This window comes from Natrialba sp. INN-245, from assembly GCF_009807105.1.
Lineage (GTDB): Archaea > Halobacteriota > Halobacteria > Halobacteriales > Natrialbaceae > Natrarchaeobius > Natrarchaeobius swarupiae.
In genome coordinates this window covers 658,521-685,174 of the sequence record NZ_WUBV01000063.1, presented here as the reverse complement: position 1 = coordinate 685,174, position 26,654 = coordinate 658,521, and the positions used below count along the sequence as shown (strand labels likewise).

22 protein-coding genes are annotated in these 26,654 nt (G+C 65.0%); 14 read left to right on the top strand and 8 right to left on the bottom strand.

The window, feature by feature from the left end; genetic code table 11:
• Positions 1-191: 191 nt before the first annotated feature.
• The 5 genes from GRS80_RS19850 to GRS80_RS19830 all read left to right on the top strand — a co-directional run bounded on the left by GRS80_RS19850 (position 192) and on the right by GRS80_RS19830 (position 5,134).
• Positions 192-929 (top strand): DUF2071 domain-containing protein, encoded by a 738-nt coding sequence (locus tag GRS80_RS19850; protein WP_235019792.1) that lies wholly within the window; start codon positions 192-194, stop codon positions 927-929.
• A gap of 52 nt (positions 930-981) precedes the next feature.
• A complete protein-coding gene (locus GRS80_RS19845) occupies positions 982-1,497 on the top strand; it encodes a PH domain-containing protein (RefSeq protein WP_160049041.1) in 516 nt (171 codons plus the stop codon).
• 89 nt (positions 1,498-1,586) lie between these two features.
• Positions 1,587-2,192, top strand: coding sequence for a hypothetical protein (locus GRS80_RS19840; protein WP_160049040.1), 606 nt, complete (start codon positions 1,587-1,589; stop codon positions 2,190-2,192).
• Between the two features lie 117 nt (positions 2,193-2,309).
• On the top strand, positions 2,310-2,591 hold the full coding sequence (locus GRS80_RS19835; RefSeq protein WP_160049039.1) for a hypothetical protein: 282 nt from the start codon (positions 2,310-2,312) through the stop codon (positions 2,589-2,591).
• A gap of 185 nt (positions 2,592-2,776) precedes the next feature.
• Entirely contained in the window at positions 2,777-5,134 is a 2,358-nt protein-coding gene (locus GRS80_RS19830) for a DEAD/DEAH box helicase (RefSeq protein WP_160049038.1), read from the top strand.
• A gap of 151 nt (positions 5,135-5,285) precedes the next feature.
• On the opposite strand, the gene GRS80_RS19825 is transcribed toward GRS80_RS19830, so the two are convergent.
• Positions 5,286-5,939, bottom strand: coding sequence for an HAD family phosphatase (locus GRS80_RS19825; RefSeq protein WP_160049037.1), 654 nt, complete (start codon positions 5,937-5,939; stop codon positions 5,286-5,288).
• 118 nt (positions 5,940-6,057) lie between these two features.
• On the opposite strand from GRS80_RS19825, the gene GRS80_RS19820 reads away from it, so the two are divergent.
• Positions 6,058-8,625: a PAS domain S-box protein gene (locus tag GRS80_RS19820; protein ID WP_343161672.1), complete on the top strand. Its 2,568-nt coding sequence runs from the start codon at positions 6,058-6,060 to the stop codon at positions 8,623-8,625.
• A gap of 85 nt (positions 8,626-8,710) precedes the next feature.
• Here the strand turns inward: GRS80_RS19820 and GRS80_RS19815 are convergent, their stop codons facing one another.
• Complete coding sequence (locus tag GRS80_RS19815; protein ID WP_160049036.1) at positions 8,711-9,307, bottom strand: DJ-1/PfpI family protein; 597 nt, start codon at positions 9,305-9,307, stop codon at positions 8,711-8,713.
• Between the two features lie 81 nt (positions 9,308-9,388).
• Positions 9,389-10,219 (bottom strand): inositol monophosphatase family protein, encoded by an 831-nt coding sequence (locus tag GRS80_RS19810; RefSeq protein ID WP_160049035.1) that lies wholly within the window; start codon positions 10,217-10,219, stop codon positions 9,389-9,391.
• Positions 10,220-10,321: 102 nt separating this feature from the next.
• On the opposite strand from GRS80_RS19810, the gene GRS80_RS19805 reads away from it, so the two are divergent.
• On the top strand, positions 10,322-10,627 hold the full coding sequence (locus tag GRS80_RS19805; protein WP_160049034.1) for a MazG-like family protein: 306 nt from the start codon (positions 10,322-10,324) through the stop codon (positions 10,625-10,627).
• A gap of 12 nt (positions 10,628-10,639) precedes the next feature.
• Here the strand turns inward: GRS80_RS19805 and GRS80_RS19800 are convergent, their stop codons facing one another.
• From GRS80_RS19800 to GRS80_RS19780, 5 genes are all read right to left on the bottom strand, one after another.
• The gene (locus tag GRS80_RS19800; protein WP_160049033.1) at positions 10,640-11,815 is read right to left on the bottom strand and encodes an HD domain-containing protein; all 1,176 of its coding nucleotides are present in this window, start codon (positions 11,813-11,815) and stop codon (positions 10,640-10,642) included.
• Between the two features lie 112 nt (positions 11,816-11,927).
• Entirely contained in the window at positions 11,928-12,449 is a 522-nt protein-coding gene (locus tag GRS80_RS19795; protein ID WP_343161671.1) for an AAA family ATPase, read from the bottom strand.
• A gap of 148 nt (positions 12,450-12,597) precedes the next feature.
• Positions 12,598-13,698, bottom strand: coding sequence for a phosphonate ABC transporter, permease protein PhnE (gene phnE / locus GRS80_RS19790; RefSeq protein WP_343161670.1), 1,101 nt, complete (start codon positions 13,696-13,698; stop codon positions 12,598-12,600).
• Positions 13,695-14,501 carry a phosphonate ABC transporter ATP-binding protein gene (locus GRS80_RS19785; RefSeq protein ID WP_160049031.1) on the bottom strand — a complete coding sequence of 269 codons (807 nt, stop codon included), beginning with the start codon at positions 14,499-14,501 and terminating at the stop codon, positions 13,695-13,697. Before GRS80_RS19785 ends, phnE begins: the two co-directional genes overlap by 4 nt.
• 41 nt (positions 14,502-14,542) lie before the next feature.
• Complete coding sequence (locus GRS80_RS19780; RefSeq protein ID WP_235019791.1) at positions 14,543-15,724, bottom strand: PhnD/SsuA/transferrin family substrate-binding protein; 1,182 nt, start codon at positions 15,722-15,724, stop codon at positions 14,543-14,545.
• A 353-nt stretch (positions 15,725-16,077) separates the two neighbouring features.
• Between GRS80_RS19780 and GRS80_RS19775 the strand changes: the two genes are divergently transcribed.
• From GRS80_RS19775 to pheT, 7 genes are all read left to right on the top strand, one after another.
• Entirely contained in the window at positions 16,078-16,854 is a 777-nt protein-coding gene (locus GRS80_RS19775; protein WP_160049030.1) for an endonuclease NucS domain-containing protein, read from the top strand.
• A 162-nt stretch (positions 16,855-17,016) separates the two neighbouring features.
• Complete coding sequence (endA, locus tag GRS80_RS19770; RefSeq protein ID WP_160049029.1) at positions 17,017-18,063, top strand: tRNA-intron lyase; 1,047 nt, start codon at positions 17,017-17,019, stop codon at positions 18,061-18,063.
• Between the two features lie 77 nt (positions 18,064-18,140).
• Complete coding sequence (locus GRS80_RS19765) at positions 18,141-19,376, top strand: tubulin/FtsZ family protein (RefSeq protein WP_160049028.1); 1,236 nt, start codon at positions 18,141-18,143, stop codon at positions 19,374-19,376.
• A 236-nt stretch (positions 19,377-19,612) separates the two neighbouring features.
• Positions 19,613-21,238, top strand: a complete 1,626-nt coding sequence (locus GRS80_RS19760) for a tryptophan--tRNA ligase (RefSeq protein WP_160049027.1) — start codon at positions 19,613-19,615, stop codon at positions 21,236-21,238.
• 180 nt (positions 21,239-21,418) lie between these two features.
• Positions 21,419-22,828 carry a hypothetical protein gene (locus GRS80_RS19755; protein ID WP_160049026.1) on the top strand — a complete coding sequence of 470 codons (1,410 nt, stop codon included), beginning with the start codon at positions 21,419-21,421 and terminating at the stop codon, positions 22,826-22,828.
• Between the two features lie 340 nt (positions 22,829-23,168).
• Positions 23,169-24,695: a phenylalanine--tRNA ligase subunit alpha gene (locus tag GRS80_RS19750; RefSeq protein ID WP_160049025.1), complete on the top strand. Its 1,527-nt coding sequence runs from the start codon at positions 23,169-23,171 to the stop codon at positions 24,693-24,695.
• Entirely contained in the window at positions 24,695-26,422 is a 1,728-nt protein-coding gene (pheT, locus tag GRS80_RS19745; protein WP_160049024.1) for a phenylalanine--tRNA ligase subunit beta, read from the top strand. The genes GRS80_RS19750 and pheT overlap by 1 nt, the downstream gene beginning before the upstream one ends.
• Positions 26,423-26,654: the final 232 nt, after the last annotated feature.

Genomic DNA, 26,654 nt, shown 5'->3' with positions numbered 1-26,654 from the left:
CGTGCGTCCGTCGTTCACCTCGAGACGCCATAAACGACGAGCCTGAGTGGTACACCGCAGCCGATCTGCATTGATCCAACGCCGTATCGAGTGAAACGTATCCGAGGACTCGACGGAGTTCGAACGCCGTCCCGACGGATAGACGCCGAACGGACGATACAGTTAATTGGTCGACATCCCGAGTTCACGGTATGGTCCCCCTCGAGATGGGTTGGCGCCACCTGCTGTTCGAGAACTGGCCAGTCGACCCCGACGTCGTCGACGCACACCTGCCCGACCGACTCGAGGTCGACGAACACGACGGAACCGCGTGGCTCTCGGCAGTTCCGTTCACGAACGTGGCCGTCCGTCCGGCGGGCGTTCCGCGGCGGCTGGGGATCCGCCTTCCCGAACTCAACCACCGGACGTACGTCACCTACGACGGCGAACCCGCCGTCTACTTTTTCAATCTGGACGCCCAGGGGGTCGCGAGCGTCATCGGCGCGCGGCTCTTTCATCACCTGCCGTACTACTACGCGCGGATCTCCCTCGAGCCCCGTGAGGGGCGGATTGCGTTCTCGAGCCGTCGTCGCCACCCCGGAGCGCGGCCCGCCGAGTACGAGGCGACCTACTGGCCGACCGGAGCGCCAATCTCGGCGCCCGACGATCCGCTGGCTCGGTTTCTGGTCGAACGCTACAGCTTCTTCACCGAGGCGCCAGACGGCACGCTCCGGCGGACGGGCGTCGACCACGAACCGTGGACGCTCTATCCGGCGAGTGCCGAGGTCGAGACGAACACGCTGTTGCAGGCGAACGGCTTCGCTGTCCCCGACGCCGATCCCGTCTATTTCTACAGTCCGGGACTCGACGTCCAAGCGCACGCGAGCGAAGTCGTAGGGGACGACAACGGGGTCGGTGGTGAGCCCAACGGCACCGATTTCCACACGTAGCCACCCCGTACCCCCGACAGATTTACGGCCAGCAACGGAATAGCGCGGGCCGATGGCGTTCGGCACGACCCCCGACTGGTTTCACATCAGCGACGACGAGGAAGTCGTCTGGGAGAGTCGACCGCACCCGATCGCGATGGGAGCAGGCGTGCCGATCGCGATCGGTGTCGTCATCGTCGGACTGTTCGTCGCCGGCTGGACGGGAGCCGAGGGAGTCGGGATCTGGACGGTTCTCGGCGTCGCTCTCGCCCTCGCCGGCACGGCGGTCGTGGCCGCACGCTACCTGGTCTGGACGAACACCCGCTACGTGATTACCTCGAGTGAACTGTACAAGAAACAGGGCGTGCTCTCGCGGGACGTCACCCAGTTCCGCCTGGACCGGATCCAGAACACGAGCCTGCGACAGTCGATGCTCGGCCGACTGCTCGGGTTCGGCGACCTGACCGTCTACACCGCCGGCTCGGGCGATCCGGAACTCACGTTCGAGCGCGTTCCCCGTCCCGCAGCCGCCTCGAGCGTGTTGAGCGATCGGCTCGAGGGGAGCGCGACGGACGAACCGCTTCGGTGAACGCTCGGATCAGAACGCGTAATCGTGGGGGACGGTCACTCGATAAAACCACAAAGCCCATTACATCAACCGAGTACCGGAGCGGTACAATGGCACGACAGCAACTGCCATCGTCCGCACAGCCGGTATCGCGCGGGACGAGTATTGCGGCGAGTGCGGGGGTTGGCGTGCTGACCGCCGCAGTCGGCTACCTGATCACGTATCTAGCGGTCGCAAGCGAGGTTCACGAATCCCTCGGCGGGAACGTCGCCGAGTGGAAAGGCGTCGCCTGGTACTACTACAACGCCCACGCGGTCGACGTCCATGCCAGCGGCGAGATCGGTTCGTTCGGACGAGCCGAGACGGTAAACTTCATCACCGAGTCGGGCGCGACGAGTACGACGGTACTCTATCTCGTCCCGCCGCTTGTACTCATCGGCGCCGGCGGATTACTGGCCTCTCACCTCGAGGCACGCGACCTCGGCGAGGCCGTCGTCGTCGGGGCACCGGTCACCGTCGGCTACGTCGTCGTGATGGGGCTCGGTGCCGTCGTCACGGAGACGAGTTCGGAGGCGACGTTCTTCGGCATCGAAGCCAGCGGAACGATGGGGCCTGCGGTCGTCCCCGCCGTTCTTCTCGGCGGCGTCCTGTATCCGCTCGTGTTCGCGACCGTCGGTGCGATACTCGTCGCGCTCGTCGCCTCGCGGGACTGGTAGACGCGACCGGAATCCGTCGTTCGAAACCGCAGTTTCGACGACGCCAGCTCGACAAACATATCACATACCCGTAGAGTATAAGTAGTTTGCATCGGTATTCGGACCTGGTACGATACTATGGCAAATGCAGCTACAACGGGTAACGACGAAGTAAACGAGATACTGTCTGCAATTATCTCGTTTTTCATTCCGGGTGTTGGGCAGATTTACAACGGCCAGACGAAACGCGGCGGCATCATCCTGGGGGCGTACGTCGTCTTCTGGATCGTTGTCTTCGTCACGATGTTGCTTTTCATCGGGTTCCTGCTGATGTTCCTCTCGCCGCTGTTCCACATCGGCGCAGCGGCTGACGCGTATCTCCAGGCAGGAAAGATCAACGACGGCGAGATTACGGTCTAGAACGGATCGCCGTCCCGAGTTGTCGGGCCGACCACGAACCGTTCGTGGACTGTCCGACACCGACGGCCATCAGCCGAGAAGTTTGATCGATCGACGACGACACAGTCGTCCGTTCTTTCACCCGCCGAGAGCGGTGTCGACCCGGAAGGAAACGCCTTTCACCCGGCACATCCCGTTTTCGTGTGATGGAGGTTGCCGAGGTTCTTCCCGAGTTTGCCGACGCCTTCGCCTTCGAGGAGTTCAACCGGATGCAACGCGAGGCCCTCCCCGCGCTCATCGAGCGTGAGGACAACGTCGTCGCGAGCGCACCGACGGCCTCGGGAAAGACCGCCCTCGCCGAACTGGCGATCTGTAAGGCACTCGCCGACGGCGGCACCGCGCTGTTTATCGCCCCCATGCGGGCGCTGACGAACGAGAAAGAAGACGACTGGGACCGCTTCGAGGACCTCGAGTACTCGGTGTACGTCGTCACGGGCGAGCGCGATCTCAATCCCCGCCGAGCCCGGCGAGCGGACATCCTCGTGATGACCCCCGAGAAACTCGACTCGGCCACCCGCAAACACGACTCACGGCGCTACGACTTCGTCACCGACGTCGACGTCTGCGTCATCGACGAGGTTCACCTGTTAGACGCCGACCGACGCGGATCGGTCCTCGAGGTGACGATATCGCGACTTCGACGGCTCTGTGATCCGCGAATCGTCGCACTCTCGGCGACGATGCCCAACGTCGACGATGTAGCCGCCTGGCTCGATGCACCCCCCGAGACTACCTTCGAGTTCGGCGACGAGTACCGTCCCGTCGACTTGAACGCCGGCGTCAAAACGTACACGCACGGCGAGAACACGTTCGCCGACAAGTACCGCCGGCTCTATCGGGCGCTCGACCTCGCCGAACCACACCTTCGGGAGGACGGCCAGGCGCTCGTCTTCGTCGCCTCGAGACAGGATACGGTGCAGGCGGCCAAGAAGGCCAGAGACGAGATCGCCGAACGCGACGTCCCGATGGGCGCACGCGGGGACTACGACTTTCACACCGACTCGAAGGAACTCGAGAACGACACGCTCCGAAACTCGGTGCTCGACGGCGTAGCGTTTCACCACGCCGGGCTCTCGAAGAACGACCGTGACCTCGTCGAGAAGTGGTTCAAGCAAGGACGGGTCGAGCTCCTCTTTTCGACGTCGACGCTCGCCTGGGGGGTGAACCTCCCCGCCCGCTGCGTCGTCATCCGCGATACGAAGCTCCACGACCCGCTCGAGGGCGAGGTCGACATGAGTCCCCTGGACGTCCTCCAGATGCTCGGGCGGGCCGGTCGACCCGGCTACGACGACGTCGGCTACGGCTGGGTCGTCTGCGACGCGGCGGAGGCCGACAAGTACCGTCGGCTGCTCTCGGAGGGGAAAGAGATCGAATCCCGCCTGGCAGAGAGCTTAGAGACCCACCTCAACGCCGAGATCGCGATGGGGACGATCGGCGACGTCGAGGACGTCATGTCGTGGCTCGAGACGACCTTTTATTACGTCCGCGGCCAGTCCAAACCCGAGGAGTACGACTTTCCCGACCTCCGTGGCCGGGTTCGCGACTGCCTCGAGGAACTGGTCGACCGTGGCTTCGTCGAGACCAGCGAGGACCTCTCGATCGAGGCGACGCCACGGGGCGTCCTCGCCTCGAAGTACTACCTGCACCTCGAGACGGCCGTCACGTTCGCGGAGCTGTGTGATCGGGTCGTCGATGACAGGAGCGGGCTGGAAACCGAAGAGATCCTCGAGGCGGTCGCGACGGCGACGGAGTTCGACTCGGTGTCGGCCCGCCAGGACGAACGCGACGCGATCGACGCAGTTCTGGTCGGCGTGGATACCAGGGATCTCTCGCCGGGCCAGCGTAAGGTCCTCGCGATCCTGCGGGGCGCGGCCAGCGGGAACACGCCGGCGGAGTTACGGAGCGACGCCTGGGTAATCCGGCGCAACGCGACCCGACTCGTCTCCGCGCTGGGAGCGTTTCTCGACCGGTTTGTGGGACCGCACGCAGCCAACCTCGCCCAGCGAACCGAGGCCAGAATCGAGAACGGCGTCGCCGAGGACGCGGTCGGCCTGACGGCGATCGACGGCGTCGGGCCGGGCCGGGCAAGCAAGCTGGCGACCGAGGGGCTCTCGACGCCAGGCGACGTCGTGACCGCTGGCGTGGCGGGGCTCGTCGACGCCGGCCTCTCGGAAGGGGTTGCCGAACGCGTCTACGAGGGTGCCCAGTCGCTCCCCTCCATCGAGGTCGACTGGGGATCGTTCCCCGAAACGATCGAGACCGGCGAGAACGACGTCTGCGAGGTGACAGTCGAGAACGTCGGCGAGCCCGCCAGGGCGGGCGTTCGTGTGACCGTCAACGGGGTCGAAATGACGAGCACCAGCACGTATCTCCGTGAGGAGGAAACGGTCCCCGTCGGCGTCTTCGGCGCGGACGCCGAGGAACTCGAGTTTACCGTCAGCGTCGCGTTCCCCGAGGAGCCACTCGTGCCGATCGAGGCGAGTCGGCACGTCGAGGTCCGCTGATACGGATTACTGTAACGATTTACCGGCGCAACCGCCGGACGGGTCGCGGTTGCGCCGGAAGTGACTTACAGTAAACCGTACGAGAGGCGGCGCATCGACGTAATCCGCTCGAGCGCAGGCGGGCGGAGACGACGCCGCGGACGGTCGGTTTCTATCGGTTGCACAACGCGAGTACCGTCTCGCACAACTCGGCGGGCGTGTCGACGATCTCGTCGGCCGGCGAGAGATCGAGATCGTCGTGGGCGTCGATCCGGTAGGCGACGACGGTCGATCCGGCTCGAGCACCCGCCTCGACGCCGTTCTCGGAGTCCTCGACGACGACACACTCCTCGGCGGGGACGCCGGCCTCGCTCGCGGCGTACTCGAAGACGTCGGGTTCCGGTTTGCCCGCCGCGTCGACGTCCTCGGCGCTGACGACGTGATCGAACCCGTCGGCGAGGTCGAACCGCGCTACGACGATGTCGATCCAGTCGTGTGGCGAGGAGGAGACGACCGCCGTGGTGACGCCGCGGTCGTCGAGTCGCTCGAGGAGGCCCTCGAGACCGTCCAGCATATCGACGTGCTCGTGGTAGATCTCGCGGGCGATCTCCTCGAAACGGGTTTCGAACTCCTCGCGGCCTATCGCCGTCCCGTACTCCTCCTCGAGGTAGTCGTACGTCTCCCGGTAGTTCATGCCGGTGACTTCGGCGACGTCGACGTCCGCGTCGGGGACGGCCGCGGGGAGGATCTCCTCACGCTGAAACTCGACCCAGTAGTCCTCGCTGTCGACGAGGACGCCGTCCATGTCGAACAGAACTGCGTGCATCTACGGGCGGCTACTCGAGCGGGGCGTATAGCCGTTTTGTCGGCGACTGGTCGTCGAGCGACGGAAGTCCCTCCACCTACGGAGGCTTTATTGGAGTACGTCGCCTGTAACTGGAGTAGTGACCGTTCCACAGTTGACCGACGCGCTTCGGGAGACGCTCGCTCTCTTCGACGAGGGCGGAGCACCCATGACGACGACCGAGGTCGCCGAACGGGTCGACCCCGGCCGTCGGAGCACCTACGAGCGTCTGGAACGACTCGTCGATCACGGCTGCCTCGAGACCAAGAAGGTCGGTGGGAGCGGGCGCGTCTGGTGGCAGCCATCCGTGGACGAACGAGAGACGACAGAGGTGGGAAGACAGTCTGACGAGCAGTTTCGGACGCTCGTCGACGCAACCGATGAGTACGCCATCTTCATGCTCGGTCCCGAGGGGCACATCCGAACGTGGAATTCGGGTGCAGAACGGATCAAGGGGTACGAGGCCGACGAGATCCTCGATACGCACTTCTCGACGTTCTACACCGACGTCGATCGTACGGCCGGCGTTCCGGAGAACAACCTCGCGGAGGCTGCGCGCCGCGGTTCGACCGAGGACGAAGGGTGGCGAGTCCGGGCCGACGGGTCGACGTTCTGGGCCAACGTCACGATCTCGGCGATCCGAGACGAGGACGGCGAACTCGAGGGGTTCACGAAGGTCACCCGGGATATGACCGACCGGCGGGAGTACGAGCAACGGCTCGAGGCCCAGACCGACCGGCTCGAGCGCCAGCGCGACGAACTGGAGAGCGAACTCGACGACGTCTTCGAGCGGATCTCCGATGGCTTCTACGCCCTCGACGAACAGCTCCGCTTCATCTACCTGAACGACCACGCGGCGGACGTACTGGACCTGGATGGGGAGACAGTCGGTAGGGATATCCGAGACGAGGTTTCCCTCACCGACTCGTTCGAGAGCGCGCTGTACGAAGCCCTCGAAACGCAGGAATCCGTGATTCTCGAGGATTACTACGATCCGATCGATCGGTGGTTCTACAACGCCATCTACCCGTCGGAGTCGGGGCTCTCGGTCTACTTCCACGAGATTACCGAGCAAAAACGGCGTGAGCGGAAGTTACGGCAGTACGAGCGCATCGTCGAGACCATCGACGACGGGATGTACGTCCTCGACGGGAACCGCCGGTTCACGATGGTGAACGAGGCGTTCGCGTCGATGACCGGATACGGCCGTGACGAACTCGTCGGCGCCGCCGCGGAGACCGTCTTCGGCAGAACGTTCGTCGACATCGCCGACGAAAAACAGGCCGAACTCGAGTCGGGGGAGAAAGAGATCGCCGTCCTGGAAGAAGAGCTGTACCGATCCGACGACACCTCGATGACCGTCGAGAGCCGGTTCGACCTGTTCGAAGTCAGCGGCGAGATGGGACGCGTCGGCGTCGTCCGCGACATCTCCGAGCGCAAGGAACGGGAACGAACACTCGAGCAGTGGGCCCGTCAGCAACGGGTCGTCTCCGACCTCGGCCAACTCGCCCTCGAAACGGACGACGTCGACGAACTCATGCACGAAGCGAGTCGGCAGGTGGCAAGCGTTCTCGGCACCGAGTACTGCAAGGTGCTCGACCTCGACGCCGAAAACGACCAGCTCGTGCTCCGTCAGGGCGTCGGCTGGACGGACGGTCTCGTCGGCGAAGCGACGGTGTCCGCGGTCGAAGGTGATTCCCGGGCGGCGTACACGCTGACGACCGATCACCCGGTCGTCGTCGAGAACTTCGAGACGGAATCGCGGTTCAGCGGCCCCGACCTCCTGCGGACCCACGACGTTCACAGCGGAATCAGCGTCGTCATCGGATCGTTCGACGAGCCGTGGGGGATCCTGGGAACCCACGACACCACCCCCCGTGAGTTTACCGACGAAGACGTCAACTTCGTCCGGAGCGTCGCCAACGTCCTCGCGGAAGCAATCGAGCGTCGTCAGTATCAGGAGCGACTCGAGGCGCTGGTCACCGACCTCGAGAAGTCGAACGAGCGTTTAGAGCAGTTCGCCTACGCCGCCTCACACGACCTCCAGGAACCGCTTCGGATGGTCTCGTCGTACCTCCAGCTTATCGAGCGTCGGTACGACGAGACCCTCGACGAGGACGGGCGGGAGTTTCTCGCGTACGCCGTCGACGGAGCCGACCGAATGCGCAAGATGATCGACGGGCTCCTCGAGTACTCTCGAGTCGAAACTCAGGGCGGCGAGTTCGAGCCGGTCGATCTGGAGTCGATCGTCGACAACGTTCGTACGGATCTCCAGGTGAAAATCGAGAATCACGACGCCGAGATCACGGTGGACGAACTGCCTCGCGTCGAGGGCGACGAAGAACAGCTGTGGCAGGTGTTCCAGAACCTGCTTTCGAACGCGATCGAGTACAGCGGAGACGAACCGCCACAGATACACGTAACCGCCGAACGGAGCGGCTCGGAGTGGACCGTCTCCGTCGCCGACGACGGGATCGGCATCGAACCCGACAGGCAGGAGCGCATCTTCGAGGTGTTCAGACGTCTGCACGGTCCCGACGAGTACTCGGGTACCGGAATCGGGCTCGCGCTCTGCCAGCGGATCGTCGAACGCCACGGCGGCGATATCTGGGTCGACTCCACCCCCGGCGAGGGCGCGACGTTCTCGTTTACGCTCCCCGACGCGTAATTCCTCGTACCGACGCGTACCCCCCACGTCGACTGTACGAACCGGTTTCCGGTCAGGTGGTTACACGATCCGATCTTGCGGCCCGCTAACCGAAGACCTCACCGCGACGCTCGTGGGCCATCTCCCGTGCCACGTCGTCCGCGACGGCCGCGCCGAACTCCCGCTCGAGGAGCCACAGCGCCAGGTCGATACCGGAGGTGACGCCGCCCGCAGTGAGCACGTCGCCGTCGTCGACGACCCGTTCGTCGACCACGTTCGCGTCGGTGGCCTCGAGGTCGTCGACCGCGACGTGGTGTGTCGTCGCGGGCCGACCCTCGAGCAGCCCCGCCTCGGCGAGGATCATCGCCCCCGTACAGACCGATGCGACCGTCGCGCCGGCCGTGAAGCGCTCGTCGACGGCGTCGGGGAGGACGCCATCTTCGACGACGGCGCGCACGCCCTCGTTGGCGGTCGTCCACCCGCCGCCGGGGACGATCAGGAGATCGGGGTCGCCGAGCGTTCCGTCGGGTTCGACACGGAGGTCGTGACTCGCCGTGACGAGATCCGTCTCCTCGAGCGTCACGAGGTCGGTCTCGATCGACGCACCGGCCTGGGCACCGTTCTCGAGTACCTCGTAGGGACCGATCGCGTCGAGTTCGTCGAACCCCTCGAACAGCACGATTTCCGCGGAGATGTCGACCATAGTCGATACTCGAGGGGACACACCGAAACGTGTTCTGTTCCGGACACCTATTGTCGGCCGACCGTCACGCCCGTCGAAAGGCTACCGCGACGAGTCGTCGACCGTCTCGGCGACGATCGCCCGGAGCGCGTCGAACATCGGATCGGTTCCGGCGGCGACGAACCAGTTCTCGCCGCGGTCGGTCTCGAGACCCGCCTCCGCGGCGAACAACTCGCCGAGCAGTTGTTCCTCCCGATCCGGCCGGTAACAGACGATCCCGTCCAGTCGGCCGCGGGCGAGCAGCCCCCAGTGAACCGTCGGGGACCAGCTCTCGAGGCGGCGTTTGCACCGGTCCTCGAGCGCGCGGTTGATCGCCTCCGAGACCGCCTCGTGGTCGGGCTCTCGTTTGACGTCGTGGCCGATGACGGAGACGACGGCGGCGGTCGACGGCTCGAGGTCGGCGTCGCGACCGCCGTCGTCACCATCGCCGTCGTCGCTGCCGATCGGCCGTCCGTCGTACCGGACGCCCTCACCGTCTGCGGCGACGTACAGGTCGTCGAGCATCGGCACGTACACGACGCCGAGGATCGGCTCTCCGTCCTCGAGTACCGTGATCGCCGTCGCGAACGACGCCAGTCCGGACTCGAAGTTGTTCGTCCCGTCGAGGGGATCGACGATCCACTCGAAAGACGCTCCGTCGCCACTCCCGTCGTGGACGCCGGACTCCTCGGCGTCGATCCGATGATCCGGGAAGTGCAACCGGATCACCTCGAGGATTCGGCGTTCCGAGCCGGTATCCGCGCTAGATTTGACGTCGTGGGCGAGCCGTTCGGCCTCCGTTTCCTCCGAGCGGTACGCCTCCCGGAGGTACGATCCGCCGGCGAGACAGGCCTCGATCGCCGTCGCCTCGAGTTCGGAGCGTGACGGGTACATGACAACATCGGTTCGAGCGCCATCCGATGAACGTTTCGATCCGGCATCTCACCGCTAACCGGCATTCGTGCAATTCTTGGCCGACCCGCCGGTGGATCGGGTATGGACGGACAACAGACGGTCGCGGAGTTCGTCGAGAGACACGACCTCGAGGTACCACCCGAGTTTAGACTGCTCGATCTCGTCTCCGAGGTCGGCGAACTGGGAAAGGACGCGAACGAGTCGACGGGCTACGGCACCTCTCCTGTGGACCTCGATATCGCCGACGACGAGATCGGCGACGCCCTGTTCGCGCTGTTCGCGCTGGCCGACTCGCTCGAGATCGACGCCGAGGAGGCGCTCGAAGAGGCGCTCGAGAAGTACGAAAAACGGCTAGATACGTCCGATACGCCCGGGTCAGGGGCGTAATCGAGTAAAGCGTTATCGAGTGGCGTCGGCCTCGACCGCGAGTATCGTCGAGGCAGCCGCGCGGACATCCTCGATGTGTTCTTCGGGCGCGTAGACGCCGAGTCGCCACACTTCGCGGGCACAAGCGTCGAGTCCCGCGACCAGCGCGGAGCGTTCCTCGAGTCGGCGAACGTCGCCGTCGACGAGGATCTTCGCCCTGGATTCGGGCGAGGTCGGTTCCGAGGGGCTGTCGACGATCACGGCGCTCGAGTCGACGTCGGCAGCGTCGGCGATCTCGCGCTCTACCGTACGCGTTCGGTCGTACTCGAGGCCGACGACGTCTTCGGGAACGGTCTCGCGACGAGCCCAGAGCGCCCGCTTGTAGAGGTCCCGCTCCCGGATTCGGGTTGCAAAGTCGGCGGTCGGGTCGTGCTCTTCGAACGCCGCGAGCAGTTCGGCGTCGGTGAGTCGGGCGAACGCCTCGGGGTCGACGACGTCGTCGACGAGCAGGCGTTCGCTCGCCCGATCGAGCATCGCGCCGGCGATCCGGGAGACGTGGTGGCGGTAGACGGTCGCGTTCATCAGCGTCCGGGCGATGAGCGCGCTCTCGGCGGTCGCGACGGTGCCGTCCTCGAGTGCGAGTTCGCCGTCGACGACGCGGAGCGCGTAGAGCAGACGCGAGTGATCGATCGTCCCGTAGGGGACGCCGGTGTGGTGGGCGTCCCGGACCAGGTAATCCATCCGGTCGACGTCGAGGGTACCGGAAACGAGTTCCCCCAGCGGACCGCGGCCGTCGACCGTCGCCGCGATCTCGCGGGGATCGAGGCCGCGGTCCTCGAGGACGCCGCCGAGTTCGGTGTCGGCGAGCAGCCACTCGATCTCGTCGTGGTGACGGCCGAGGTGGCGCTCGATCGCGGCCTCGGTCTGGTGGCCAAACGGCCCGTGACCGACGTCGTGGACCAGCGCGGCGGCTCGCAGGCGATCCGCGAGAGCCGCCTCGAGTCCGAGCTGGTCGACCGCACGGGAGGCGAGGTGATAGACGCCGAGGCTGTGTTCGAATCGCGTGTGATTGGCCGACGGATAAACGAGCTGGACGGTGCTCAGCTGACGGACGTACCGGAGTCGTTGCATCGCGGCCGTATCCAGAAGCGCCTCGGCCGTCGGGCAGAGTTCGATGTAGTCGTGAACGCTATCCTTGACCGTGGTCATGGTCGAACTCGTCACGGCAACGGCTTAGCACCGGTGGTCTCGAGCGCGCCACCGACAAAACCCTCCTGCCGTCTACGGAGCGCGCCAGAAACCTCTGCCGTCTATCGGTCGATTACGCGCGCTCGCGTACCACGCCCAGTACCGAGCGGTCGATCTGCCGGCGGGTCTCCTCGAGCGGGCCGGAGTTGTCGACCACGACGTGGTCGCGCTCGAGCGGCTCGAACGACTCCTTGACGAGGCGGTAGACCCGGAGGTCGGCATCGCTGACGGAGTTCGTTCGCTCGGCGAGGCGGCGCTCGACGACGTCGGGGTCACAGGTGACGCGTGTGAATACTGTCTCCGCATCCACCTCTCGGGCGAGTGCGGCCGCACGATCACGAAGTCGCTCCGTACGGAAGGTCGCGTCGAGGACGACCGACGAGCCACCCTCGAGGTCGGCTCGGGCGCGCTCGAGTAGTTCCTCGTAGGTCGCGTCGGTCTCAGCGGCGGTGTACTCGGGGTCTGGAAACAGCTGTTTTCGTACCTCGTCGCTACGGTAGCGTCCGGCCTGCAGACGCTCGGTCGTATAGGCCGAGGCGGCCGACTTCCCCACACCCGGCAATCCACAGTAGACGATCAGCGTTGGACGAACCACGAACCCTGTTCGTCGGTACTGGTACAAAATCGGCCCGGATTTCGTTGCGGCCGGCTCGAACTGAGGCGATCGGCGAACAAGCCGAGTCGGAACGCACCACGAGAAACCCGAGAGAACCGAAACGGCCGCCGACTCGAGTGAGTCGACGTTACTTCAGCATCGACCGGGCAAAGCGGTCGGGAAAGCCGAGGACGAGTTCGCGCCAACTCATCTTCTCCTCGTCGGATCGGAGTCGCGCCCGGAGGCGCTGACTGAACAGTTCGACGAGGAAGATCAGCACGAAGATGACGAACAGCGTCGCCATCATGTTGCTGAACGCACGGAAGTTCTCCTGGGCCGCGACGACCGCGCCGAGCCCGCCCGCGCCGATGACGCCGACGGTCACGGCCGCCCGAACGTTGATCTCGAAGATGTAGAGCGTCCAGGCGATAAAGGAAGTTTTGACCTGGCTCAACATCCCGAAGAAGACGATCTGGGACTTGTTCGCCCCGGTCGTCTGCATCGCCTCGATCGGACCCTCCTCGAGTTCCTCGAGTTCCTCGACGAACAGGCGACCCAGATTTCCGATCGTGTTCAGTCCGATCGCGAGCGTCGCCGCGGCCGCGCCGAGACCGACGAGGGCGACGAAGATCAGCGCCCAGATGATCGCCGGAATCGCACGGATAAACGACATGATCCCGCGGAAGATGAAGTTGATCGGGAACGGCGTCACTCGTTCGGAGCCGAGTACGCTGAACAGCAACGCGAGCGGAAAGCCCAGGATGGTTCCGACGAGCCCCATCGCGAGGGTCGTTCCGGCCTCGCCGAAGATCGTGAACATACCGAGTTCCTGGAAGACGAACGCGTACAGATCCGCGGCGTTCGGCGGGAACTGGAAGAGCAGTCCACCGACGTCGGGGTCGTACACCAGTTCGTTGTTCCGGATGAACTCCCAGTAGTTCCCGACGTCGAGAAACGGAACGCCGCCGTACTCCGTTCTGGGGAAGTACGACCCCATCCGGTCGGCGAAGTGACTCCAGGTAAAGTTCGTCCGGTCGTCGAAAAACTCGGTCGCAGCGAGCCCTTGGAGCGTGATGAACACGAGCACCGCGGTTCCGGCGAGCCACCCGAGTGCCCGACGCCGGCGCGTTTCTCGGATGTTTTCGAACTGCTCGTTGATCGCCGGACTCGCCGACTCGAGCCGTTTCGATTGGTCGGTTCCGCCGTCGGTCGCCGCGTCCGATCGATCCACGTCGGATTCGTCGGTCACGGTGCGGCCCCCGTCTCGCGGTTCTCGTTCGTCGACTGCTGTGGGGTCGTTTCGTCGCCGTCGTCCGAGACGAACATCCCCTCAGTGTCGATATCGCCGTAGATCTCGTCGATCACGTCGATCGTCAGATCCTCGCGATAGCCGTCGAAGACCTTCTGGCCCTCGTGGAGGCCGATAAACCGCTGGCCGTACTTGCGGGCGATGTTGACCTGGTGAAGACTGGTAAACGTCGTCAGTTCCCGCTCGGTCGCCGCCCGCTGGAGGTACTGCATCACGTCCTGTGCGCTACCAGGGTCGAGACTCGCAACCGGCTCGTCGGCCAGTAACACCTCCGGCAGTTGCGTGAGCGCCCGCGCGATGCCGACGCGCTGTTGTTGGCCGCCACTCATCCGCCGGGCTTTCTGTTCCGCTTCGTCCAGTAATCCGACGGTGTCGAGCGCCTCGAGTGCGCGCTGTTTCTCGTCGGTGTCCTGAAGCTGGAAGACGCTCTCGAAGAATCCACAGCGGTTGATACCGCCCGAGAGGGCGTTCGAATAGGCCGACATATCGCCGACGATGTTGTGTTGCTGGAAGATCATTGCGAGCTCCGGCCGTGGCTGGGTCATCGGCTCCCCGTCGACCAGGACCTGGCCCTCGGTTGGCTCGGTGAGCGCGGACATACACCGCAACAGCGTCGATTTCCCCGACCCGGAGACGCCGAGGATGATGACGAACTCGCCCGCCGGCACTTCGAACGAGATGTTGTCGAGTGCGACGGTCTCGCCGTATGTTTTTCTCAGATTGTCGACGACGATTTTGCTCATCGGTTGTCCTGAGTTTGTAGTGGGATTATTTGTGGCTTCCCTTATATGTCGTCGAGGGGAATCCCGAGGTCCTCGGTGAAGTCCCTGACCGGCTCGTAGTCGTCGTGGTCGGCCTCGACGATACCGCTGAACCACAGCGTGTGATCGTCGAACGCCTGCCAATCGTCTTCTTGATCGTCGTCAAGATCGTACTCGTCCGGATCCGCCGAGGCGTCCGGATCGTTGTAATCCTCGAGGAGGCCGTCGGGCAGGTCGAGGTCGAGTGCGTCGGCGAGATCGAAGGCGTCGTGGTCGAGTTCCTCAGCGGTAACGCCGCGCATGAACTCCTCGATGTCGTATCGAAGGTCTTCCTCCCAGGCGGTGTTGACGACGATCGGCGCACGCGGGATCGGTGGCGAGACGTCCAGGAGTCGAAGCTCCGGATCCCGCGTGCCGGCGATGTCGACCTCCGGCGAAATTTCGTAGAGATCCGGGAAGTCGCCCTCGATCTGGTCTTCCGGAACGTGCGGGATGGACGCGAACTCGCCTGCGCCCGCCGCGACGATGGTGTCGTCCTGGATGAGTTCCTCGACGGCGAGGTCGTGTGCGACGCCGCTTCGCCACTCGAAGTCTTCGGCACTGCCACCCTGGGCGGCGTTACCGATGTCGAGCCCGTTGTCCTGGAGCATCCACAGCGGTGCCATCCCACCCGACACCGAGCCGACGTCGGCCGAGGCGACCGCTTCACCCTCGAGGTCGGCAACCTCGGTGATTCCGCTGTCGGCCGTGGTGACGAGCGTTCCGAAGTATCGCTCCGCACCGAAGGCCTCCCGCATCCCGACGACGTCGATCTCCTCGGGGCCGAGGTTCGGGACCGCACCCGGCGACGTGTCGGCGAAGATCCGATCGCCGTCACTGGCGCGGTCGAGTTGCTCCATCGTTCCGGAGTAGCTACTCGTCGGTAGCCCTTCGATCTCGACGTCGAACTCGTCTTCGATCAGTTCGAACAGGGGCTGATACTGGATCTCGATGTCGATCGTATCCTCGGCCGGGTTCATCACCCAGGTGATCGGGTCGTCGTCGTCGGCATCCCCGTTGCCACCGTTGCCGCCGTTTCCGCCGTTGCCACCGTTGCCGCCGTTTCCGTCCGACGAGCACCCTGCCAGTGCCAACGCACCAGCTGCACCAGTGGTCGCCAGGAATTTCCGTCTCGTTTTCGACGCTGCGGTAGTCTTGTCCACCATTCGCGTTATCCTGAGACACTGCATGTAAATAAGTTTTATAATATTGCTATTTGTCCACTCGACGGATGCTGTTTCCAACGTTCGAATAAAGCAGAGATTACAATCGGCAGTAGATGGTTGTTTTTGTGTTTTTATCCCACAAAATCATAACACCCACACATATTCCCCCCTCAGACCACCGATCAGAAATAACTGAGGTGATTTAGACACCGATCGTACAATCACCTCTCGAGCAGGAGGAACGACGAGACCACTCGACACCGCTTACTTCCGATACACCCCCAACCGTTTTCCTGCCGCGGTCGTCCAGCCACGGACGCGGGTTTAAGTACGAAGCCGCGGCCAACGGGGGCATGATCGACGACGCGATTCGCGTGCTCGCAGGCGACTGTACGGTCATCGCCGAAGGAACCGACCGCGAGGAGTACCGCGGACGGGTGACGACGATGGTCAAGCCCGACAACACCGTGCTCGTCCACGACGTCGACGGCTACCAGCCCGTCGCGTGGCTCACCCGCGCCGACAGCGTCTCGAGCGACCGCGCGGACGGCTTCGCACTCGTCGCAAAGAAAGACGAGCAACTCCTCCGAATCGCCACCCACGACCAGGACGGGTTCGCTCACTACCCCTCGTCGGCGGCGGGCGTCCCGGTCGGCACGTGTCCCGACTGCGATGGTGCGCTCGTGCGATCGAACGACGTCAACTGCGTCGACTGCGGAACCCGCTACGGTGTGCCCACGGACGCGACGATCAAGACCGACCAGAGCAACTGCGACTGTGGTCTCCCCCGAATGCGCGTCGAACGCGGCCTCGCGTTCAACGTCTGTCTCGACCGGAACTGCGAGTCGCTCGACGACGCGGTCGTGGAGGCGTTCGACCGCGAGTGGTGCTGTCCCGAACCCGATTGCGACGGTGACCTCCGAATCCTGCGCCGTGGCGGCCTCATCGCGGGGTGTGAACACTACCCCGACTGCGACACCGGCTTCGCGCTCCCGTCGGGCGTCGTCGACGGCGAGTGCGCCTGCGGTCTACCGACGTTCGAGACCCGAACCGGCGTCCGCTGTCTCGATGCCACCTGCGAGCGCGCGGCGGCACGATCGCTCGAGGCCGAACCCGCGAGCGATGACTGAGACGGATTGCTGTAACGATGTGACGACGCCACTCGACCGAGTCGTACCGGCTCGGAGCCCTCGAACGAGACCGCCGTGGTGCTCTCGGCCGGCTTTTCGGTCGATAGTCAGCCGAAACGATCGATCCACAGCCACTTAGTGTCCGCCGGCCAAGCCACGTCCATGTCACTCGAGGGGCGATACGACGACGAGACGGGCGTCGTCCGCGTAGGCAGCGACGCACGCCAACGGTATCACGACTCGCGAGGCTACGGCTACCCGCTGTCGGGCAACGAGATCGCGCTGGCACCCGTCGAGGCTGCTCACCTGCTCTTTCGGGGCGATCTCGAGGCAGTCGTCGACGACGCCGGAGATCGCCTCGAGTTCCGATCGTTCGTCGCCCGCGAGCCCGGCGACGGCTTCGGAGTGAGATTTCTCGTCTACGCCGACCTGCGCTCTCGGGGCTTTTATCTCTCGCCGGCCGCCGAACCCTGGGTCGACGACCCGCCTGAAACCGATTTCGCCGTCTTTCCCCGAGGGAAGGGGCCCGGAGACGGGGAGATCGGCTACGCGCTGACGATCATCGGCGAGCGGACCGACGTGCCGGCGAGTGACCTCTCCGACGGCGTGTTGGCGGTCGTCGACGAGGAGAGCGAGATTACCTACTTCGACGTAAGCCGAGAGGATCCGCGGGGGAGCTCCGAGAACGAACTCCCCGATCGGTGCGGCGCCGACCTGCTGGCCGATCGCGTCGTCGTCTGGGATCCTCCCCTCGAGCTGTATGAGGAGGCGTTCTACGGCCAGCCCCTCGAGGGCCGGGAGTACGATCGGCCGACGCTGCAGTGTTCGTTGCTCGAGGCGACCTACCTCGCCGAGCGCGGCGCGATCGATCTCGATCCGGCGACCGTCCGACAGCGGGGTCGCGAGGTCGAAGGCGAGCGGTTTCGGCGACGGTTTCGGGTCTACGCGGCGCTACGCGACCGCGGAATCGTCCCCAAGACCGGCTACAAGTTCGGTGCAGACTTTCGGACGTACGCCGACGTCGAGTCGGTCGACGATCTCGGCCACTCCGAACTTCTGGTCCGCGTCCATCCCGACGGCTACGTCTTCGAACCTCGGGATCTCGCACTGGACGTTCGCCTCGCCCACGGCGTCCGCAAGACGATGGTCTTCGCGCTCGTCGGCGAAGGTGAGATCGAGTGGTGGTCGCTCGAGCGGTTGACGCCCTGAGCGCGACATGTTTCGGGGCACAGCGAAAACGGTCGTGAACGGAAACGTGAAAGCCCCACCAGCCGATAGGTGACGGTATGCAACTCGAGGTGATCGGCGTCGGCGGCGCGGGGTGTCGGATCGCCGATGCGATCGTCGACGCCGAGTCGGACGGCCACCCGTTCGTCGGCGACGCGTTCGCGTTCGACACGGACGCGACCAGTCTGGCGGAACTCTTCTCGATCCCGGAGGACCACCGATACTGCTACGGCGGGACCGTCGAGAACGGACTCAACGGGAACCTGAGCCGGGGCGAGGCAGTCGGCGAGGAGGCAGTCGACGAACTCGATCGCCGGCTGGATCGGGGACAGCCGTCGATTGCCGACGCGTTTCTCGTCGTCGTCGGTCTCGGCGGAGCATCCGGCGGTGGGACGGCACCCCACCTAGTCGCGACGCTTCAAACGGTGTACGACGCGCCGGTGTACGCCCTCGCCACGTTGCCCGCCGAACGCGAACTCACGCCCCCGGAGCCGGACGACGACCTGCGGCGAGCGCCGAACGCCGGTAGTGTCACCGACGAGGACGTCACCGGTTCCGGCGGCGATGACGGAGACGGGGACGAAGACGAAGTGGAGCCGGAGCCGATAACCCGTCCGCTCGCCGAGGAGAACGCGATCCGAACGCTCGAGTCCCTCGATGGGCTCGCGAACGCGATCATCTGTTTCGACAACGAGCCCTGGTTGAAACCCGGCGAACGCCTCGTCGAGGGCCACGATCGGCTCAACCAGGAGATCGCAACGCGCGTCGCGGCGTTTTTCGGCGCGACCGCGGACGTACGCGACGAGACGGCGACGCCGGAGGCCGAAACCGTCATCGACGCAAACGACGTCGGGCGGATCCTCGGAGACGGAACGGACCTGGTGACACTTGGCTACGGCGAACAGCGGGTCGAAGCCGAGAGCGGCTCCCGGTTCGGGCTCGGGCTGTTCTCGACGGAGCCGTCGGTCGACACCGCCGCCGCAGTCAGCGCCATCGAGACCACCGTCGGGAAGGCGTTACGCGGCAAACTCACCCTCGAGTGTGAACGCGAGAACGCCGACCGTGGGATGTTGATCGTCGGCGGACCGCCCGAGTGGCTCAACCGGCGGGCGATCACCGACGCCCGGAAGACGATCGAGTCGACGACGGGGTCGGTCGAGGTCCTCGGCGGCGACGCACCCCGTCCCGGGACGGATCTCGTCTTCGTCGTCGTCGTCCTCGCTGGCGTCGAACCGGTCGACCGCGTCGCGGAGATGCGAGCCAGAAACGAACCGATCGATACCGGCGGGGGGTGAGGACGCTCGCCGAACGCGGGCGTCTCTCGTTCGTTACCGAAATCGATGGGCATCGCTACGTCGGTCGTCCGTCGGCTCCGGCGAAGTCGTTCGATCTGCGTTCCGGGTACCCACTCGTGCCTTCGGGCCGAGTGCGGCGGACACGTCGATTGTCGGCCGCGTTCCGTCTCCGTCGAGGCACTCCTCACGGAACGGAAGCGAAGGTTTTTGCGCGCCGGAGCGCCAAGGCGGTGGTGATGACCGGAGACGATCCACTCGAGGAATCCGAGGACGGAACACCGTTACCCGACGGCGGGGCAGCAGGCGCTGACGGCGAGGGATCGAAGGTCCCTCGAGCAGACGGCGGAGCCGTCGACGACGTGGCCCTCGACCCCTGGGGATCCTCGAGCGTCTCCGACTACCGCAAACTGTTCGAGGAGTTCGGCATCGAGGAGTTCGACGAGGTACTCGAGGAGGTCCCTCATCCACACTACCTGATGCGTCGGGGGGTCATCTTCGGCCACCGCGACTACCGCCCGGTCGCCGAGGCGATGCGCGAGGACGAACCCGCGGCCGTTCTCTCGGGCTTCATGCCGACGGGGGACCCTCACATCGGCCACAAGCTCGTCTTCGACGAAATCATCTGGCACCAACAGCAGGGCGCGGACGCCTACGGTCTGATCGCCGACCTTGAGGCCCACGCCGCCCGCGGGATGAGCTGGGAGGAGATCGACGAGCACGCCCGGAGTTACCTCCTCTCGTTGCTCGCACTCGGCTTCGACCCCGAGGAGGGGACGCTCTACCGCCAGTCCGAAAACCGGGAAGTCCAGGACCTGGCGTTCGAACTCGGCGCGGAGGCCAACTTCTCGGAGTTCCAGTCGATCTACGGCTTCGACGGCGAGACCGACGTCTCACACATGCAGTCGGTCGTCACCCAGATGGCCGATATCCTCTATCCGCAACTCGAGGAACCCAAGCCGACGGTGATCCCCGTCGGTCCCGACCAGGATCCCCACGTCCGGCTGGCACGGGATCTGGCCGAGCGGATGCGCTTTTTCAAGGTCTCGAAGGCCTACGCCAGCTTCGAACTCGAGCCCGACGAACGCGCTCTCGTCGTCGAGTTCTACGAGCGACTCGAGCCCGCCGAGTTCGACGACGACCAGCTACGGTGTACCCACGTCGCCGAGGCGCTCGCCGAGACGCCGCTCGCCGACCTCGAGACCGACGCGGACACCCTGCGTTCGGTGCTGACGAAACTCGAGGAAGCGGGGATGGAGCCGATCCGCCCCCGAACGCGATTTTTCGACCGGCGGGCGACCGACGAGGCGTTCGAGGCGCTGATCGACGCCATCGACGGCGAGAAACGGGTCTACGAGAATCACGTCGACGCCTTCGATATCGACCTCGCCGAAGCCGAAGAACTGGCCCGCGAGGTCGAGGTCGACAACGGCGGTTACGGCTTCCGGCCGCCGTCGTCGATCTATCACCGCTTCATGACCGGCCTCACCGGCGGGAAGATGTCCTCGTCGATTCCGGCAAGCCACATCTCCCTGCTCGACGACCCCGAAGAGGGCTACGACAAGGTCAAATCGGCGACGACGGGTGGCCGTGAGACCGCAGAAGAACAGCGCGAGAAGGGCGGGAAAGCCGACGAGTGTCCGGTTTACGAGCTGTACGCCTACCTACTCTCCGGCGACGACGACGAGTTCGCCAAACTGGTTTACGACGAGTGCGTCGGTGGCGAGCGCCTCTGTGGCGACTGCAAGGAGCAGGCCGCCGAGCTCATGCGCGAGTTCCTCGCCGAACACCAGGAGAAACGCGCGGAAGCCGAAGAACTTCTCGAGGAGGCGGAGATCGAACTCGAGTCGCCGAGACGTCGGTAACGCGGGTCGCCGAGACGACGAGACACTCGAGTCACCGCGGTGACGAGACCACCTGCGCGCCGATTCGATGGACTCGAGCGCAACGGTGGTATTGTGGAACGTATTTTTCACCACGTAGTGACAATATCTTACCACGTCTGACGTAGATATATACGGCTGTTCGTGAAACCGTCAGCTAGGATGGTCCCCGATCCTCCCGACAGCGACGAGGGACTCCTGATCTGCGTCGACGTCCTCGGCGCGTTCGGCGTCACGTCGGCCGAGATCAAACGCGAGAGCGGGATCGACGGCCCACTCGAGGAGATCCTCGCCGACGCACTCGAGGATGGGCGGGACCGGGTGGCGGTCCTCCGGCGGATGATCGCCCGGAGCGACCGCGGCGTCTCCTGTTCGGCGCGGTACTCCCAGGAAAGTCTCGAGTCCGAACTCGCCGGCGTCTTCGAGGCCGTCGGCTGGTCGTTCGACTGCGCGACGGCGGTCTCGCGCGACCGACTCTCGGCGAGCGTTGTCGACCACAACGGCCGGCGACGCGAGGCGACCCTTGAGTATCCCGACTCGCCGCTCGGAACCGACAACCTGCCGGCGATCCTCGCGAGAATCGACGAGACGTTACTCGCCGGAACCGGCGCTCGATTCGTCTTGCTCTCCGATGGCGTCGATCGGTGGCGTGCGGCGCTGGTCGACGGCGACGAATTCGAGGACCTGCTGGAACGCTACGGGGAGCAGATCGAAGCGGTGGACCGACCGCTGTTACCCGAACACGGACTCGAGGCGTACGTTCCGAGTGAAACGCGAGTATCGACCCCAGAGGGAGACGGCCAGGACGAACCGTGGCCAGCCTGGGCGGGCCAGCGCGAGCGCGACGGAGTCGGTGTGAGGACCGGCGATCCGAAAGCGTCGACCGAGAGTTCCCAGGCGACACTCGAGGACGTCGCGTCGTTTATCGAGGAAGCCGAATCCGACTCCCGATCCGGGGCTACCGACCGATCGGCGGCGGAGAGCGAGCCCGAGACGCGTGGTGAGAGCACGGAGCAGTCACGCGATGAGGCGACGCCGGAGCCGACGTGGGCGTCGGCGGACGAGGGCGGGACCGGCGAGACCGACGGGTTCGAACTCCGTGGATCGCCGACGGTGTCGCGAATGAGCGACGAGGGCGACTCGAGGGAGACGGACGACGACACAGGTTCGCCCGGAGCCACGGGCGGTGAACCCGACGAGGCACGCGGCGAGGGATCGCCCGGTTCCGAGGAGGAGTCGACGGGATTCGGGACGCTCTCCGGGACGACGAAAACCGCCCGCGTCTCGAACGACTCCTTCGGGTCGGGCGTCGAGTGGGAGACCGAAGACGACCGTTACCGGGCGCTCGGAATGGCGTTGGGTGCGGGCGGTGCGGTCTCCGTCGAGGGCGTCCTCGAGGACGACGAGTTCCTCCCGGAGCTTCCGGCGACCGAACCCGACGAAACGCGCCTCGAGTTCGACGACGAGTTCGACCCGACGGCGCTGCCGAAAGCCAAGGCGACGGCCGAGGAGTCCGGGTTCGTCTGGATGGGATCGGGCTCGCTCGAGACGACGCGAGTTTCCGACGGGTGATTCGGCCTTCGGTCGGCTCACGGAGCGTCGCCTCACGTTTCGTACCGTCGACCGATTCGTACGAACGGTTCGGCGTCGTGTGAACGAATCCCACAAGGTTTTTGCTGGACGGGCGGATTCTCACCCGTATGGTATCCGAATCCCATCCGGATCGCGTCGCCAGCAGACCACACCGGACGCAAGCGGGATTCGGCTTTTTCTTCGCGTAACTCGAGTGACGGCGGACCCGTGGGTGCCCACACCGGGCGTCCACGGCGAAACCGTCCACAGCGCGCCGGTCACAGGCCGGCGTCGAGTCGGAACCGCTAACTGACCGCCACTCGGCCATACCAACAAGCGAATGCAACTGAAGGAATCACAGGCCGCGGTCTTAGAGGCCGCGAGCGCGGACGAGGCAACGTCCGTCGACGCCGTCGCCGAGGCGACAGACCTTCCGCCCGAGACCGTCACCGGAGCGGTCTTCGAACTCGAGGAGGAGGGGCTGGTCGCCGTCGAGGAACGCGTCGACGAAACGATCTCGCTCACCGACGAAGGCGTGACTTACGCCGACGAGCGACTCCCCGAGGTCCGGCTGTACGAGGCCGCCGTCGACGCGGGCGCAACCGACGAACCCGTCCAGATGGGGCGGGTGATCGGCGCGTCGGGACTCGAGGGAGCGGCGGTCGACATCGCGCTCTCGAACTACGCCCGCAAGGGGTACGGCTCGATCGACAGCGGCGAGATCACCGCCGATTCCGACGCCGACCCCGACGCCGACGCCGAGGCGGGCGCACTCGAAACGCTCGTCGACGTCGGGGAGACCCCGGCAGACGCCGTCGACGTGGACGGAGAGGTCGTCGACGGACTCGAGCGACGCGGACTGCTCGAGCGGGCGGAGTCGACCGTCCGCGAGGTGACGCTCACCGAACTGGCCGTTACGGAGCTGATGGCGGGTATCGAGACTGCCGAGACCGTTGGCCAGGTCACCCCCGAACTGCTGACCAGCGGCGAGTGGGAGGACGTCGAGTTCGCCGAGTACAACGTCGAGGCCGACGCCGAACGCTTCGAGGGCGGACGGGTCCACATCCTGCGTCAAACCGCCGAGCGCGTCAAGGAGACGCTCGTCGGCATGGGCTTTCAGGAGATGGAAGGCCCCCACGTCGACGCGGACTTCTGGATCAACGACTGCCTGTTCATGCCCCAGGACCATCCAGCCAGAACACACTGGGACCGCTTCGCACTCGAAGCGCCGACCCACATCGACGAACTTCCCGCGGATCTCGTCACCGCCGTCGAGCGCGCCCACCGTGAGGGCGTCGGCGACGACGGCGAGGGGTACCACTCGCCGTGGGACGAGGACTTCGCGCGTGCACTCGCGCTTCGCGGACACACGACCTCGCTGTCGACCCGCTATCTTTCCGGCGAGCAGATCGGCGAGATCGAGCCGCCAGCGCGCTTTTTCAGTGTCGAAAAAGTGTATCGCAACGACACGCTCGATCCGACCCACTTACTCGAGTTCTTCCAGATCGAGGGGTGGGTGATGGCCGAGGACCTGTCGGTGCGCGATCTCATGGGCACCTTCGAGGAGTTCTACGCCCAGTTCGGGATCACGGACATCGAGTTCAAACCCCACTACAACCCCTACACCGAGCCGAGCTTCGAGCTGTTCGGCACCCATCCCACGACCGGAGAACTGGTCGAGATCGGCAATTCGGGGATCTTCCGCGAGGAGATGCTCGAGCCACTCGGAGTAGAGTGCGACGTGATGGCCTGGGGGCTCGCACTCGAGCGGTTGCTCATGCTCATGTACGGCTTCGAGGACATCCGCGACATCCACGGGACGCTGTGTGATCTGAAACTGCTGCGGGAGACGGAGGTGACCTACTGATGCCCACGGTCGACATCGACCCAGACGAACTACGCGAACTGACCGGCCGCGAGGAGAAAGGCGACGAGGAACTCAAAGAGGACCTGTTCGGTCTCGGCCTCGAGTTCGAAGGGCGAACCGAGGAGGGCGCGTTCGAACTCGAGTTCGCTCCCGACCGGCTCGATCGGCTCTCGGTCGAGGGTGTCGCCCGCTCGATGCGGTATCACTACGGTGATTCCCGTGGCGTGCACGTCCCCTCGACGAACGCCGCCGAATGGACGATCGTCGTCGACGACTCCGTTCCCGACGAGCGGCCGTACGTGACGGGGGCCGTCGTCAGGAACGTCGACCTCGACGAGGAGGGCCTCGAGTCGCTCATCCAACTACAGGAGAAACTGCACGCGACGATGGGGCGAAAGCGCGCGAAGGGCGCGATCGGGATCCACGACCTGACAATGATGAAGGGGAACCCGGCGACGGAGGGGAGCCCGACGATCGAGTACGTCGGTGTCGAGCCCGACGGGGATCGGTTCGTCCCCCTCGATTCCGACCGGGAGCTGACGCCCGCAGAGGTGCTCGAAGAACACCAGACCGGCCAGACGTACGCGGATCTCGTCAGCGACTACGAGCGGTATCCGGCGATCTACGACGATCTCGGGTTATTCTCGTTCCCGCCGGTGATCAACGGTCGCCGCACGGAGGTCTCGACGGATTCTCGCGATCTGTTCGTTGAGATGACCGGCACCGATCAGTGGACGATCGACAAGATGCTCAATATTGTCTGTTACGCACTCGCGGCCCGAGGAGCGACCCTCGAGTCAGTAACGGTCGAGTACCCAGATGGCGACTCCGGCGGACGCGAACTGGTCCGTCCCGACCTCTCGACGAAGACCAAGACGGTCGCCCACGGCCGCATCGAGACGATCCTCGGCATCGACCTCGGTTCCGAAGAAGTGATCGACCTCGCGGAGCGCTCCGGACTCGAGGCGGAAACAGAAGAAAACGAGAACGGCGATCTGGTCTACGACGTCACGATCCCGCCCTATCGTGTCGACGTGCTTCATCCGTTAGACGTTATCGACGATCTCGGTCGCGCCTACGGCTTCAACGACCTCGAGCCGAAGTACCCCGACGTGGGCACCGTCGGCGGCCGCCACGAACGCTCGCGTCTCGAGGACGCCGTCCGGACGCAACTCGTGGGTCTGGGCTTCGAGGACCTGCTGAACTTCCACATGATCAGCGAGGCGGAGAACTTCGATCGACTCGAGATCGCTCCCGACGACGACGTCTACGGTGCGGGTGATCCACCCACCATCAAAGGCCCATACAGCGAGGACTACACGATGCTCCGGACGTGGGTGACGCCCTCGCTGCTGATGGTCTTAGAGCGAAACACTCACCGCGCCTACCCACAGGATCTCGCGGAGATCGGCTTCACCGCCGCGGTCGACGACAGCGAGAACACCGGCGTCGCCGAACGCCGGCGCGTCGGGGCCGTCCTCGCCAGTCACGAGGCCGGCTACGAGGACGCCAAGGCCCGCCTCCAGGCACTCGCGCGGCGGTTCGACGTCGATCTCGAGACGCCGCCAACCGACCACCCGACCTACATCCCGGGTCGAACGGCGGCCGTCGTCGTCGACGGTGAGGAGGTCGGCGTCATCGGCGAGGTTCACCCGAAGGTGCTCGTCGAACACGACCTCGAGGTGCCCGTTTCCGGCTTCGAGTTCGACCTCGAGGCGCTACGCTGAGAGGCTCGATCGACATCCACGAATCCCTCATCTCGGTTTTGCTGTCAGTACGTTTCGTACCGCGAGCGAACGAAGTGAGCGAGCGGGCCGACGACTGACTCGGAGCGAGTGGAACGAGCGGAGAGGAAAGAGGAGTGCTTTTGATCGAAACTGAGCGGAGTGAAGCTCCGCGAGGTCCAAAAGAGCGCCCGCGCTCTTTTGAAGATTTTGCCGAGGGTGCGCCGAGGCGCAC